General features: G+C 43.8%; 12 protein-coding genes and 1 pseudogene. 4 read left to right on the forward strand and 9 right to left on the reverse strand.

The genetic code is table 11. The features are described from left to right. Window positions 1–57: 57 nt before the first annotated feature. The 6 genes and pseudogenes from cpsG to FE392_RS03595 form a co-directional block, all read right to left on the reverse strand. The gene (cpsG, locus tag FE392_RS03570; protein ID WP_319928852.1) at window positions 58–1,431 is read right to left on the reverse strand and encodes a colanic acid biosynthesis phosphomannomutase CpsG; all 1,374 of its coding nucleotides are present in this window, start codon (window positions 1,429–1,431) and stop codon (window positions 58–60) included. A gap of 3 nt (window positions 1,432–1,434) precedes the next feature. Next, complete coding sequence (locus FE392_RS03575) at window positions 1,435–2,883, reverse strand: mannose-1-phosphate guanylyltransferase/mannose-6-phosphate isomerase (protein WP_319928853.1); 1,449 nt, start codon at window positions 2,881–2,883, stop codon at window positions 1,435–1,437. Continuing rightward, entirely contained in the window at window positions 2,876–3,376 is a 501-nt protein-coding gene (locus FE392_RS03580) for a GDP-mannose mannosyl hydrolase (RefSeq protein WP_319928854.1), read from the reverse strand. The genes FE392_RS03575 and FE392_RS03580 overlap by 8 nt, the downstream gene beginning before the upstream one ends. A gap of 2 nt (window positions 3,377–3,378) precedes the next feature. Beyond that, entirely contained in the window at window positions 3,379–4,344 is a 966-nt protein-coding gene (gene fcl, locus FE392_RS03585) for a GDP-L-fucose synthase (RefSeq protein ID WP_319928855.1), read from the reverse strand. Window positions 4,345–4,347: 3 nt separating this feature from the next. Continuing rightward, the gene (gene gmd, locus FE392_RS03590) at window positions 4,348–5,466 is read right to left on the reverse strand and encodes a GDP-mannose 4,6-dehydratase (RefSeq protein WP_319928856.1); all 1,119 of its coding nucleotides are present in this window, start codon (window positions 5,464–5,466) and stop codon (window positions 4,348–4,350) included. A gap of 393 nt (window positions 5,467–5,859) precedes the next feature. Further along, window positions 5,860–6,872 (reverse strand): annotated as a pseudogene (locus FE392_RS03595) (IS110 family RNA-guided transposase). 837 nt (window positions 6,873–7,709) lie between these two features. Between FE392_RS03595 and FE392_RS03600 the strand changes: the two are divergent. Together FE392_RS03600 and FE392_RS03605 are read left to right on the forward strand one after the other, a co-directional pair. After that, entirely contained in the window at window positions 7,710–7,871 is a 162-nt protein-coding gene (locus FE392_RS03600) for a hypothetical protein (RefSeq protein WP_319928857.1), read from the forward strand. Between the two features lie 158 nt (window positions 7,872–8,029). Further along, window positions 8,030–8,329, forward strand: coding sequence for a transposase (locus FE392_RS03605; protein ID WP_319928858.1), 300 nt, complete (start codon window positions 8,030–8,032; stop codon window positions 8,327–8,329). Between the two features lie 917 nt (window positions 8,330–9,246). Here the strand turns inward: FE392_RS03605 and cpxA are convergent. Both cpxA and cpxR read right to left on the reverse strand, forming a co-directional pair. After that, a complete protein-coding gene (gene cpxA / locus FE392_RS03610) occupies window positions 9,247–10,623 on the reverse strand; it encodes an envelope stress sensor histidine kinase CpxA (RefSeq protein ID WP_319928859.1) in 1,377 nt (458 codons plus the stop codon). Next, window positions 10,620–11,312 (reverse strand): envelope stress response regulator transcription factor CpxR, encoded by a 693-nt coding sequence (gene cpxR / locus FE392_RS03615; RefSeq protein ID WP_319928860.1) that lies wholly within the window; start codon window positions 11,310–11,312, stop codon window positions 10,620–10,622. Before cpxR ends, cpxA begins: the two co-directional genes overlap by 4 nt. A 152-nt stretch (window positions 11,313–11,464) precedes the next feature. Between cpxR and FE392_RS03620 the strand changes: the two genes are divergently transcribed. Together FE392_RS03620 and FE392_RS03625 are read left to right on the forward strand one after the other, a co-directional pair. Further along, the gene (locus FE392_RS03620; RefSeq protein WP_319928861.1) at window positions 11,465–11,968 is read left to right on the forward strand and encodes a Spy/CpxP family protein refolding chaperone; all 504 of its coding nucleotides are present in this window, start codon (window positions 11,465–11,467) and stop codon (window positions 11,966–11,968) included. A 176-nt stretch (window positions 11,969–12,144) separates the two neighbouring features. Beyond that, on the forward strand, window positions 12,145–13,284 hold the full coding sequence (locus tag FE392_RS03625) for a glycosyltransferase (protein WP_319928862.1): 1,140 nt from the start codon (window positions 12,145–12,147) through the stop codon (window positions 13,282–13,284). A 54-nt stretch (window positions 13,285–13,338) separates the two neighbouring features. Here the strand turns inward: FE392_RS03625 and rfaL are convergent, their stop codons facing one another. Continuing rightward, entirely contained in the window at window positions 13,339–14,577 is a 1,239-nt protein-coding gene (gene rfaL, locus FE392_RS03630) for an O-antigen ligase RfaL (RefSeq protein WP_319928863.1), read from the reverse strand. Window positions 14,578–14,753 lie beyond the last annotated feature (176 nt).

Consider the following 14,753-nt stretch of genomic DNA (forward strand, 5'->3'; position numbering starts at 1 on the left):
AGTATTTTCAGCATTTCAAATGATACTAATGTTATTAAGATATGGATAATTTCTAAATTATTTTTCTTTTAATATACTGATAATTAGATCTTTTTTCTCAAGCATGATTTTTTTGCCTCCGCGTGATTCTACATTCAAACGCACTACTGGTTCGGTGTTGGAGGAGCGAAGATTGAAGCGCCAGTCCGCAAACGACATACTGATACCGTCGGTTCTGTCCACCGCCAGTGCCTCGCCAGCAAAGTATTGTTCCACGCGATCAATCGCCGCCGCCGGCTCCGCCAGCTTGCTGTTGATTTCCCCGCTAGCAGGGAATGCCGCTATTCGGTCGCATACCAGCCCACTCAGCGACTTACCCTTAAGGCATATCAGTTCCGCCACCAGCAGCCATGGGATCATCCCGCTGTCGCAGTAAGCAAAGTCACGGAAGTAGTGATGAGCGCTCATTTCCCCGCCGTAGATGGCGTCTTCATGGCGCATGCGTTCTTTGATAAAGGCGTGACCAGTTTTTGACATTATCGGTGTGCCGCCTACAGCGGTGACCACATCAACGGTGTTCCAGTATAGGCGCGGATCGTGGATGATTTTCTCCCCCGGGTGTTTTTCCAGAAACACTTCCGCCAGCAGGCCGACGATGTAGTAGCCCTCGATAAACTGGCCTTTTTCATCAAACAGAAAGCAGCGGTCGAAATCGCCGTCAAAGGCAATCCCCATATCTGCTCCATGTTTAATCACCGCATTGCGGGTATCATCACGACACTCCGGCAACAGAGGGTTAGGAATACCATTCGGGAAGTTTCCGTTCGGGGTGTTGTGTACTTTAATGAACGTGACCGGTACACCCAGAGTTTTAAAGCGGGCTTCAATGGAATCCACCACCGGACCAGCCGCGCCATTGCCTGAGTTAATCACCAGTTTCAATGGGTTAAGGTTTTTGACGTTGATGTAACCCAGCAGATGGTCGATATAAGCATCGCGCAGAGTAATTCGCTTATAACTACCGCGCTTCATCTCATTCACTGGTGGGAAGTCATTGACTTCTGCTAGACGCTGCACGTCGCGCAGGCCGTTATCGCCGCTGATGGGGCGCGCACCCTCGCGCACCAGCTTCATGCCATTGTAGTCCATCGGGTTGTGGCTGGCGGTCACTTCAATGCCACCATCCACGCCAAGGTGGAAGGTAGCAAAGTAAATCTCTTCGGTGCCCGACATTCCAATGTCCAGCACGTCAACCCCCGCATCCTGCAATCCTTTTGCCAGTGCCAGTTTCAGAGCTTCGCTGGTCAAACGCACGTCGCCGCCCAGTACAATGGTTTTCGGTTTCAGGTATTCGCCATACGCGCGTCCAATACGCCATGCGATATCTTCATTCAGCTCTTCACCCAGCTTGCCGCGAATATCGTAGGCTTTAAAACAGGTTAATCTCTGCATAAGTTAATCATCTTTTCTATAACGTTCTTTCTGCCGTACGATATCGTCTTCACCAAGATAATCCCCAGAGCTTACTTCTATAAGATTTAAGGGTATGAGTCCAGGATTCTCCAAGCTATAGGTCGCCCCCAGAGGGATGTAAATTGACTCATTAGCAGTTAATAATTTTGTTGTATTATTTAAAGTTACTTTTGCCGTACCTGAAAGAACAATCCAGTGCTCTGAGCGGTGGTGGTGCATACGCAATGAAAGACCTTCGCCAGGCTTCACTACAATTTTTTTGACTTTGTATCTATCGCCTTGATCTATAGCATCAAATTTGCCCCAAGGGCGAAATACTTCTCGATGAGTGATATGCTCTGAGCGTTTCTGGGATTTGAGCATATCAACAATTTTTTTTACATCCTGCACTTCAGATTTTTTTGAGACTAGAATTGCATCCTTCGTTTGTACAATCACAATATCCTCTATTCCTACGGCAGCAACCAATGCCGAATCAGAATAAATGTAATTGTTTTTTGTACCGTAAGTGAGTATATCCCCTTTGCAGACATCACCTGTTTGTGTCTTCTCACTAATATCCCATAACGATTGCCAGGAACCAACATCACTCCAGCCGATATCAATAGGAGCCACAATGCAACGATCTGTTTTTTCCATTACTGCAAAATCGATAGATTCTGCAGGACATTCTTTAAACATATTCTTAGACAAACGGATAAAGTCTAAATCATGAAAAGATGACGACATTACTTGTTCACAAGCTGTGTAAATATCTGGGCGATACTTTTTTAATTCATCCAAATATACAGAGGCTTTAAACATAAACATTCCGCTATTCCAAAAGTATTTTCCAGATGCGACATACTTCTCTGCTACTTGACGATTTGGTTTTTCCGCGAATTTATTAACATGATAAAATATGGTGTCGCATGAAGTTGTATTTTGAATTAGAGACTGACCACGCTCGATATAACCGTAACCTGTTTCAGCATATTCGGGAATTATCCCGAAGGTTACAATATTTCCTGCGTCAGCTATTGACATTGCTTTTTGAATGACGTTACAAAAAACATCTTCTTTTTTTATAATATGATCTGCTGCGAGCACTAATAATAATGGGTCTTCTTGTTCATTCCGCTTAAGTGCTGAAAACGCGGAAAGGGCGATTGCAGGTGCAGTGTTTCTCCCACATGGCTCAAGTATAATATTATTATTAAGTTGATTAATCTGCCGCAATTGCTCTGCAACTACAAATCTATGCTGTTCATTCGTTATGACCAAAGGAGCCTTACAGGAAAGCGTAGATAATCTTAGCAAGGTCGTTTGTAGTAAAGAATTGTCACCAGAAAGTTGTAAAAATTGTTTTGGATAAAGCGCACGCGATAGTGGCCATAAACGACTACCCGTGCCTCCAGCCATAATTACAGGTATTAGCGGCACATTAGACATAATTGATTCCCTTTTTGTCTAAACCAACAACATCAGTCTTCCCGATTTGAAAATAGGCGCGGCTGTTATCATGCACATCGCTGTTCGCCAGAAGCGCCTGCGGTGTTAACCACATCCAGGTGTTGTGCTGCGCATTCGGCAACTGCAGGTCGTTTTCCTGCAAGCAGATACGAAAACTGAGCACGACATAATGGGTGGAAAATTCCTCCCCGGAGAAGTTATCGTCATAAAGGTGCTGCCAGACACCATAAAACTTACCTGCGGACAGTGGTAAACGCAGACCTAACTCTGTTAGCGTCAGGCGCTCGAAAGCCACATGCAGCGGCTCATCTTTTTGTACCCTCCCCCCGGGGACAAACCAAAAGCCTTGCGCCGGCCGGTTCAGACGTTTACCCAGCAGAAATTCCCCCCGCGCGTTTTCTACGATCAAATCGATGGAGATGAGCGGTGTGGAACGCACTACGGTGGCAAAATCTTCATGACGTAAGAACATGTTTACCCTCGGAACTGGTGCTGGTTCTCAAGGAACCACTGGTAGGTTTTAGTAAGCCCCGTTTCCAGCGACACACTGTATCGCCATCCTAGATTATTCAAGCGTGTGACATCCAGCAACTTACGAGGGGCACCATCCGGTTTCGTAGCGTCGAAGATAACACGACCCTTATAGCCCACTACTTGCGCCACGGTTTGCGCTAGCTCACGAATAGTACAGTCTACGCCAGTTCCTACGTTGATGTGCGAGAGCATTGGCTGGGTGTTTTCCTGCCAAATTTTGGGATCCAGCTCCATCACATGGATGCTGGCGGCAGCCATATCATCGACATGTAAGAACTCACGCATTGGCATCCCGCTGCCCCACACTACTACCTCTGGCGCGTTTTGCTCGGTCGCTTCATGGAAACGGCGCAGCAGCGCCGGGATAACGTGCGAATTGTTCGGGTGGAAATTGTCATGCGGGCCGTACAGGTTGGTTGGCATCACCGAGCGGTAATCGCGGCCATACTGACGGTTATAGGACTCGCACAGTTTAATACCGGCAATCTTGGCGATAGCATACGGTTCATTGGTTGGCTCGAGCGTTCCTTGCAGTAGTTCGCTTTCCGCAATCGGTTGTTTCGCTAGCTTCGGATAGATACAGGATGACCCGAGGAACAACAGTTTGTTCACGTTGTGCAGATGTGCGGCGTGGATGATGTTGCTCTCAATTATCATATTTTCATAAATGAAATCTGCCGGATAGGTGTTGTTAGCGACAATACCGCCAACCTTCGCTGCGGCCAGATAGACCTGATCAATGCGCTCTGTCCCAAAGAATTCCTGTACAGCTTTGTTGTCAAGTAAATCCAGTTCCTTGCGGGTGCGCAGCACAAGTTTCACGGATCTTCTCTGTTCCAGCTGACGCACTATGGCAGAGCCCACCATCCCGTGATGGCCCGCCACAAATATACGTTGTTTAGTCATTAATTATTCCTGAGATAAACTGACATCAAATCCGTGAGATTTCAGTAATGAGTGTTTCTTCGCCGCTTCTAGATCTTTCGCGACCATCTCAGAAACCATCTCTTGGAGCGTGATTTCCGGTTTCCATCCCAGTTTCTCATGTGCTTTGCTCGGGTCACCCAGCAGGGTTTCCACTTCCGCCGGACGGAAATAACGTGGGTCAACAGCGACAATCACATCACCCGGCTTCACATCTGGTGCATCATGCCCGGTCACGGAAACTACAATTCCTTTCTCTTCCACGCCTTCGCCTTCAAAACGCAGTTTGATACCTAGCTGCTCCGCCGCCATTTCCACGAACTGACGTACGGAGTACTGCACCCCGGTGGCAATAACAAAATCTTCCGGCTGTTCCTGTTGCAGCATCATCCACTGCATCTTGACATAGTCTTTGGCATGGCCCCAGTCACGCAGGGAATCCATGTTGCCGAGGTACAGACAGGACTCCAAACCTTGAGCGATGTTGGCAATAGAGCGGGTGATTTTACGGGTCACGAAAGTTTCGCCACGGCGCGGGGATTCGTGGTTAAACAGGATGCCGTTACAGGCGTAGATACCGTAAGATTCGCGGTAGTTAACGGTGATCCAGTAAGCGTAGAGTTTGGCAACAGCATACGGAGAACGCGGGTAGAACGGAGTGGTCTCTTTTTGTGGGATTTCCTGCACCAGACCGTACAATTCAGAAGTGGAGGCTTGGTAGAAACGGGTTTTCTTTTCTAGTCCTAGGAAACGAATTGCTTCCAGCAGACGCAGCGTACCCATCGCATCCACATCGGCGGTGTATTCTGGTGATTCGAACGAGACCGCAACGTGGCTCATTGCGCCCAAGTTGTAGACTTCATCTGGCTGCACTTCCTGCAGGATGCGGGTCAGGTTTGATGAATCCGTCAGATCACCGTAGTGCAGATGGAATTTCGGATTGCTGGTGTGCGGATTCTGGTAAATGTGATCCACTCGCTCAGTATTAAAAGATGACGCGCGACGCTTAATACCGTGAACTTCGTAACCTTTCTCCAGCAGAAGTTCTGTCAGGTAAGAACCATCCTGTCCGGTTACGCCAGTAATGAGAGCGACTTTAGTCATAAGTAATTTCCTATTGCGCGTTTTAATTTAAAATAATCTGTTTATACAGATGTGAATAATTGTTGATTACAAATTTATTAGCTGTCAGTGCTGCTTGTGTACGAAAATTGGGTAGTGACAACAATTTATTGATTTATCATATACAGGATCTATATGAACACATCCTGGTTGCAAGACAAAAATCACGTTGACTCGACGGTAGGTTGCAGCTCTATATTAGGCCTTATTGCAGCCACAGCACTGCGGGTCTCGATGTAATCCGCTGGCCTGCGGCTCATTCTTAGAACGAGTTTTACGCTCACACCTGTATTCAGGTTTAGCAAGTCACGGTCTAACCTGCCTTTGTCATCGTTACTCTTTGCCTCAGCAATCTTTCTGTATCCATCCTTGTCGTTAAGCGTTTAAAGTTAACCAGCGAAACACCTCAATAAGGCCTGACACTGACGTAATCTTGCAGGTAGTCCAGTTCCGTTGGTGGGCGACCAGTGCCCAAACCGCTCGAGTCAGTTTATTCGCCATTCCGACTATGGCTACACAGAGCGGACGTCGTTTTTTTAGTTCCGTTACCCAAGGCGACGGCGTTTTCGTGAGTAAAGTGGTCGCTCTTGCACCGTGGATAAATAAGGTTTTCAGGTAAACATCATCCCGTTTACTGATATCCAATAACTTGACTCGACCTCCCGTTCCCGTCTGCTTCGGCACCAGCTCTAGATAGGCGGAAAATTCTCTGCCTGACCGAAAAACGCCGGGGTCGCCCATTGTGGCAAGGGTAGCCGTCACAATCAGGACACCGACACCGGGAATTTTCATAATTCGCTGGCAATCGGCATTCTGTTTCGCCCACGCTTTCAGGTGGTCTTCTACCTGTGCGATTTGAGCATCAATTTCACTCAGACGATGGTACTGTTCTTCAAGAAGACTGAGCAGGAAAGGTGCCAGTTTTTCCCTTAGTCGCTCAAGCACCTCAGGCATCGCTTTATCCAGAGAAGTCCGCCCTTTATGCGCGGTTTCACCAAACTCGCGCAACAAACCATGTAGTGCATTGGTTTGGGCAGTTCGGAATTTCACTAACTGGCTGCGTATCCGGTGTAATGACAGAATGGCCTGTTGTTCTTCATTTTTGGCAAACACCGATTTACCGGGTTGCTGAACAGCCATCCAGATGGCTCGTGCATCCTGAACATCGTTTCTGTTGCCCATTCGGAATGCCCGGACAAACCGGGTATGAAGTAAACGCACTTCATGCCCCTGTTTTCTCAGTTCCCGTGCCCAATAATGCGACCCGCCATAGGCTTCTATCCCAATCAGGCAAGGTTGGCGATTACTAAAAAAGCGAAAAAATCATTCCGTTGTAGCTGCTTATCAATGATTTCTCCGGTAAATTCATTAACAAAATGAATCTGCATCAAATGTTTCGCAATATCAATGCCAATAAGGAGTATATTTCATGAGTGGATTCTCCAGTCATCGGAGAGCAACAACCTCCCACTTTTAGGTACTATAAGGCCGAAAATCTGAGAGGATCCACGCTTCATCTCTCAATTCCAGCACTCTGCTGTGGGATAAGTGGTTGGGATGTGTTCATTACATTCTTAAGCAATAACCGTTTATTTTAGATAGAAAAAAAGCTTCATTTATGATCTGATAATCGTCGCCAAACGCATACCAAAACCACGGATGAAGCCTGTGACGATTATCGCTATAAAACACCAGTTAATGCAATTCTTCAGTGACGTTTCTTTGAAAAAGATGGCCTTTCGATGTGGAGTTATTCGACGCGTGAGAAATATCGAGCCCCATGCACTCATCCTCGGTCTTATCGCCGCGCTGAGTTTGAGTTCGGGTAGGAGTACGTCTATTGCGCAGCCACATCAAAAATTTAATGGCCTGTGCCCCGATCAAAAGCAATAAGTCAGTTACCAACCCTTTTATAACCAACCGTGAAAAGAGGCCTTTGTCGAATTTGTCAAAATATTGACCAAGTTTGTCATGGCACAATGGGTAGAGAAAACCCTCTCTCAGCCTCAAAAATTATCGATGTTTCAAAATATGATTTTACAGAATGGCTGTTCATTCAAAGTCCATTCTGCCCTCTCTGGGTTTTTTTTCTTATCGATTTAAGGCGAGCTCGGCGGCGGAATGTCACATGACATTGTCATTATTCCCCCAATCTCCCGTGAATATGGTTGTTTCTGCCGATACTGCGCCTGAACGCGCTTATCTGCCTGCACCGGAGGCATTACGTGACTAATTATTATTGGCTGATGCGAGCTATGTCGATTTTGATTATTTTGAGTAAATCTCACGCTCAGGCGATTCGTTTATTGCCCGGAGGGGATCGCTTAATCCTCAATAGCGATGGCGCGCAACGGTCAGGGAAAATTATTGCTCAAACTGTCCGGTAACCCGCTGAAATCAGTGACCCAGAGAATCAACCGCTCTGAATTTTTGGCGACGTAATGGCTATGAACTTCACCTTATCCGTCGCTGGTTTGCTGAAGAAAAACGTTTTTGCCTCTGATTGACCAATTTATCGGTGGAGACATTTACGGCCCACGACATTATGGATATTTATCGTTGCCGCTGGCAAATCGAGTTGCTGTTCAAAGAGTTAAAATCGCACACGAACTGGCACGAATTTACCACCCGGCAAGAAACGTTAGTCACAGGACTTATCTGGCTGAGCTTGCTGGCTTTGTTACTCAGACATTCACTGGGAAATCGACTATTTTCTGCGGTTTCATTACTTAAAGCAGCTCAAAATACTGAAATCTGGCTAAAGTCAATAATAGAAAATCTTTTCCAAGGGGTCTGGTCGGAAACGTTTTTTGGGCTGGAAAAAGAAAAAATCTATTTATACTAGAACGAGTTCAAAACACCGCAAAGAAATAATGTAAAAACAATATATTGGATGGGTGTTATGAACGGCTTAATTCTTAAGATACTGTATATGATTAATTTATGAATACTAAACATCAGCACGCCTAGTTAGCTAGAATAGTAGCTTTTGAAACACTCTAAGATATAATGACTATTTCACGGTTAAAAAAATAAATGGATATACCCAGAGCTACACATAAATATTTTGGAAATATTCCATGAAATAGTTATGTTTTAAAAATTAGATGCTTTACAAAATTCAGTATTCGCGTTTGATAAAACTGCCCAGTTATTCATTTCTTCTGACTTGGAATGGATAGGTGTTCTTCTCTTCAGCTTTTTTAATTGTGCGCAGGATTCTAATTAGCACTTTCTATACTCATCGCACTTCAGGATGCATGATTGATTCTATAATTAATTGTTATAAATCAACTTGATAAGCAATGGTTACTCATCCACCTTCAAGTTTATTGGGTATATGCGTTGAGTAAACTATTTCCCGATAAGATATTTTTCTTTCAGGATGTTGATTGTAGAATGAAAAATGGTTCGTACAGAAAAGCCATATGTTAACGTAATGTTGATTGTATTTTTACCAACAAGAGTTTAAATAGACTTCATTTTTGGAGTTTTTCAGTTAATTTTTATGGGATAAATATTGTTATATTTGATCAAAGCTACCGCACTAGGTTATGGCTCCCAGAGCGCCAGCTACGTCCAATGATTTTGCTTATCCTCTTAGGATAAAAGGATTTTTCCATCTAACAAAAACTAACATGTAAACGATTTATGTTAAGCTGCGACGAGGTTAGTCCCTCGACATCCAGAGGTCAAGTATAATAGCTTTTTTTCTTTAATTGTTACACCCTGTAACTAACTAAATCTCAAGCTGAAAGCCGTCTACCTCCCATGTAATGGCAGCCAAATCACCAACCGTAACCCGCCCAAAGGACTATCTTCAGCTTTTACCCATCCACGATGCTGGCTGATTGCTGTTTCAACTATCGCTAATCCCAGCCCAGTACCTCCGGATTCTCTATCCCTTGCTTCATCTGTCCGATAAAACGGCCTGAAAATTTGCTCTCGGTCTTCTGGGCTTACACCAGGGCCGTCATCGTCAACAGTAATCGTGACACCTTGATTATCAGCCTTAAATGCAACGGCGATATGGCTGCTGGAGTAGCGAAGGGCGTTTCGGACGATGTTTTCCAGCGCGCTGCCAAGTGCTGACGGGTTGCAGTAAATGATCCAGTTCTTGGGAGGAGAGACAATATCCAGTTTTTTGTTCATCTGCTCAGCTTCGAATTTGGCATTATCCAGAATGTCGTGCCATATATCGCAAGCTTTAATATTTTCGCGGAGCAATTCGTTTTTATGCTGGTTGCGGGAAAGTACGAGCAGGTCATTAATCATCCCATCTAAGCGTTGGGTTTCCGTTTCAATACGTTCCAGCTCTTTGCTTTCACCGTGACGTCTACGCAGTAAGGCGGTTGCCAATTGCAGGCGGGTCAGGGGGGTGCGAAGTTCGTGGGAGATATCGGAAATTAGCCGTTGCTGGGCGGTAACCATTCTTTCCAGTGCACTGACCATTTGGTTGAAGCTGCTGCCCGTAGCCAAAAATTCTTGTGGGCCAGACTCTAGCTCTGGATGCTGCCGTAAGTTTCCTCTTGCGACATCATCGGCGGCATTTTTTAATTTGCGGGCAGGCTTTGCCAAACTCCATGCCAGCCATAATAGTAGTGGGGCGCTGATGAGCATAGTTGCAGCAGGTAGCAAAAATGGGCGGTCAAACATTAAATTAATAAAGTCTGATTGCGGGCTGCTCGCTGCCCTCACAAGATAAATTTGGTAATGATCTTCGCCATCTCGGATAGGAAAAGGTCCCAAAATTTCAATGCGACCATATTTTTTCTTTTTCGGATGATTAGAATTCTCGGATTGCCCAATAAAATTGCGGAAGACGGGAGCCTGACGCTCGGTTGCCTCAACGTTAATTATACGTCCTTCTTGGGTCACCAGCAGTATACGTTGGCTCGGTGGCGTTAATTGAGCGATGGCTCGATCCAACCGTAGCCACCAGAACATGTCATCTGCAGGATAGAGTGCCAACTCGTCTTCTATTTGTTTGGCCAGCATCCTTCCCTGCTGGTATTCGTTGTCCAGTAGGGGAGTCAGCTGTCGTGAGTCTAGTTTGGGGGCCATTAAGGCCACCATCAGAACAAGTGCAAGTGTGAGCCAGAAAATTGCGAATATGCGCGCCGTTAAGCTATTGATCATTTTGTAGAAACCATTAAATATCCTCGGCCACGTAATGTTTTAAACCATGGCAGTTCATCAGTGCGATTGGGTAATTTGCGGCGCAGGTTAGAAATATGCATATCAATGGCACGATCAAAAGGTGTTAAGCGTTTTCCCAATACTTCTTGGCTTAAATGTTCACGGGAAACAACTTGTCCCAAATGTTGTGCTAATAAATAGAGCAAAGTGAACTCAGTCCCTGTCAAATCCAAAATAGCACCATCAAAGCTGGCTTCCTGACGCCCGGGGTTAAGTTGCAGTTTATCAACCTCAAGTATCGGAGTCCCAATATCAGCTTGTTGTTCGCTCCAGTTGGAACGGCGCAAAATAGCACGGATACGGGCAACCAGTTCGCGATCGTTGAAAGGTTTGGGAAGATAGTCATCTGCACCCAATTCTAACCCTAAAACACGGTCTAAATCGCTTCCTCGTGCTGTTAACATGATAACGGGGGTTTGGTGGTATTGCCGTAGTTCTTTAAGCGTTTCAATGCCGTTTTTGCGAGGCATCATGATGTCCAGCAATAACAGGTCAATTGAAGAATCTATATATTGCAAAGCCTGTTCGCCATCATGGGCGATGACAACATTGAATCCTTCCATCTCGAGCAGTTCTTTTAATAGCGATGTCAGTTCGCGGTCATCATCAACTAATAAGATTTTATGCATTAATTCTTCCTCCAAGAGCAAAATACGATAACAAACTCCGCTATTCCATGACTTTACGTACTTTTACATGCTCTGACGCTAGTTTGCAGCCGCAGGGTTATAGTTATCCACACTGAATCGAATGGTTCTGTTCGAGAAAGCGGGGAATTTTAATGCGTAACATAGCAATATTGGCTTTAGCGTCAATGGTTGTTCTGAGAACGACTGGCGCCTTAGCTGAGACTGCTGATACGGGAAGTGACCCCGATAGTGTGAATCCTTCGTCATCATATTGTACGCCATGTTGCCATAAGAAGGATTCCAGTTATTACCGTAGTGATGAACATAATTACAACTATAGTTATGTCTTCGGCGGAATTAAATTAACTGAAGAGCAACGCCAGCAGATCTGGGATTTAGTGAAAAAACAGCGTCTGCAAGAGCAATCGCTCATTGATATACGAAAAGAGCGTCAGAAGCTACATGACCTTTTGATAGCAAAAGATTTCGATGAAGCTGCAATTCGGCAGCAGCTTGAAAAAATAGCAGAAAAGAAGATTGAGCTGGGTGTGGACATCGCACGTATTCGCAACCAGATATACCAATTGTTAACACCGGAGCAGAAAGCGCAGTTACAAGAACGTAATAAAACGCGCATCACCCGGGAAGTGTACTGATTTTTTATTAGTACTTTGGTGCATCAGCACCAACAACGATTTTCCTTGCCATAGACACCATCCCTGTCTTTCAGCCCCCTTGAGGGGCCTTTTTTTATGCGCATCATAGTTCACTTGCATAAATTGGCTTTTTTTTATCTAATTTGGTGAATGATTCCTGCTGATTACTTTTTCTCATGAAAAAAATTGTTTTTATTGCTCCTGAATTTCACTCTATTCCACCAAACTATGCCGCAGCAGTGGAGTGGTGGATCTATAATGTTGCCAAAATTAGTCAAATTGATAATTTAATTGTCTGTAAAGGAGAAAAAACGGAGAAAAAGATAGAGGAAATCAGTGAATACTCGACCATCCATAGAGTATACACCAGTGCGATTTATAAGCGTTTTTTCCGAAAGTGGTCTCGTTTAGACCCTTACCCTTATGCCAAAAGAATTATAGATACTGTCAGGCATTACCAAGATACAAGTGGCGAGTATCCTATTCTGGTTATTCAAAATTCCATTCCGCTTTATAATGAACTGAAGAAGCTTTATCCAGAAGAGATGATGGTACTTCATTTACATAATAAACATAAGGCAACGAACTTAAACCCAAGAACAAAACTCATTACTCCCAGTCTTTTTTTAGCTGATTTTTTCCGTTCAGAGGCGAGTATAGAAAATATCAGAATTGTTCCCAATGGTATTGATAATACCTTATATATGCGGGAAACGTGTTGGAAAAGGGAACGATTTGGTTTAAAAAATGACGAAAAAGTAATTTTGTATGCAGGCCGGTTAGATAAGGGAAAAGGTGTTATTGAGCTTATGGATGCAGTGACATTGATGCATCAACAAGGGCAGAATATAAAGCTACTTTTGATCGGGGATCATGCAACAATTAAAAAAGGTGAGCGAGAAGTTTATCGGAGAAAAGTGTTGGAAAAAGCATCTGTCATGGGAATGAACTGTATCTTAGCGGGAAGTCTGCCGCCGTCAGATATGCATCAAGTGTATCCATTGGCTGATTTAACGGTTGTTCCTTCACTGGGAGAAGAAGCATTTTGTATGGTGGCGCTGGAGTCCATGGCATGTGGAGTTCCAGTTTTGGTTAGCTCAAGAGGTGGAATTAAAGAGTTTGTGCGCCCTGGTAATACGGGTTTTTTGCTGCAAGAGCCTTTGTCTCCAGAAAGTATCGCCAGGGATATTACGGATACTTTATCGAATACTGATTTACGAGTTGTTGCTGAACGAGGTAGGGAAGTAGCCATAACTCAATATGATTGGAGCAATGTTCACACGTCTTTCTCAAAAATACTTTCTGATTGGTTTTAACCAGTATTCATTTTATGTGGGCTATCCAAAAATGTTGAATAGCCCGTTGGATCATTAATTTTTCGTCCCGATTTTCTGCTCGCTTTTACTCCATCTTTGCTGGCACAATGCAGCCAATAAACCAAGATAGATACCTAAAATGTTCAAATGAACACTTTCAAAATTTCCTCTGACAATAAAATACCCGAAGAACGAGATAAATAAAATTAACGCAGCTTGTTTATTATTGTTACTACTTGATTTCCATTCCTGAACTGATTGTTTTAGGTATAGGAAAGCCAATGATAAAAAGGCACCTAATCCCAATATTCCAGCAGCAAACCAAATGGTCAGGAAAATATTATGTGGGCCAATGGAATTCTTAACTATCCAATCAGGATAATTTTTCACATTCTCATTATAAATTTGATCATAGATTTTGTTACCAGCACCATAGCCTTTAATCGGATGGTCCAGTATTAAGGTTAACGCTGTGCCTTGGGTTCCATTGTCATATCTATGGCTACTATCGGTCTGTTCTAACTTGTAAGTCAAAACAGTTCCTTTGAAAAAGTAGTCATATTTGATGGCAAATACAGTGGCGAAAATGATAACAATACTGGCAATTAAGGTTTTCCAATTTTTGTTCATGATTATCATCATGAAAAACATGACAAAAACAGCAAGCCAGGCTCCCCTGGAAAGTGTTCCCAGCAATACAAAAAGTACGGACAGAATCAGCAGTATCGTCAGTGCTAATCGTCCATAATTTTTGTAGTTTTGAAAGTGCCATAAAGCAACTAATGCGGGGAAGAAGAACACAATGCCATCGGATACGCTACGGTGGTCATAGGTAGTAAAAGGCATGATATTGTTCTGATAATCTAGATAAAACAAATACATTTCTTTCAGTGTGATGAAGGATAGTCCAAGTAGAAATGAACCTATGATCATTTTCTGAATTTTATGCGTACTTGTGTGACTTAACGCTAATGTGATGAGAATTGCGGAGAGTAAGACATCTCTGAAAAAAGGTGTTTTGATTTCATGGAAACTGAGTTTAGGGTCAGGTGAAATAATTACCGAATAGATATAGGTAAGCGTCAATGCTCCTAAAGCCAGCAGAATATTGTTCTTCAGTGTAGAGAGGCATCCTTTAGGATTTTTGATGAAAAAATAGAGCGCAGTCAGTGCTATTAAAGCAAAAAATAAATTTTTATAGCGAGTAATGCCTGTTACGTAGACAAGCGTGATATAGCCGCCGACGCAGAAAGTACCCCAAGATAGATGATTTTTAATGGTTTCTTTAAACATAACCTTACCAGAATGGAAAGTGGATCTCTGGTTGGTATTTTGTACCATTTTCATACTTCAGGCACGAATAAAAATATGAGGTGATAATTTAATGCAAATTTTGGCGATTTTTTCTTTTATTTCATGAAATTCAGGAAGGGCACCTTAATCAGTAAAAATACTCAATCTATTAGTTT

This window comes from Xenorhabdus santafensis (genome assembly GCF_033949405.1).
GTDB classification, from domain to species: Bacteria; Pseudomonadota; Gammaproteobacteria; order Enterobacterales; family Enterobacteriaceae; genus Xenorhabdus; species Xenorhabdus santafensis.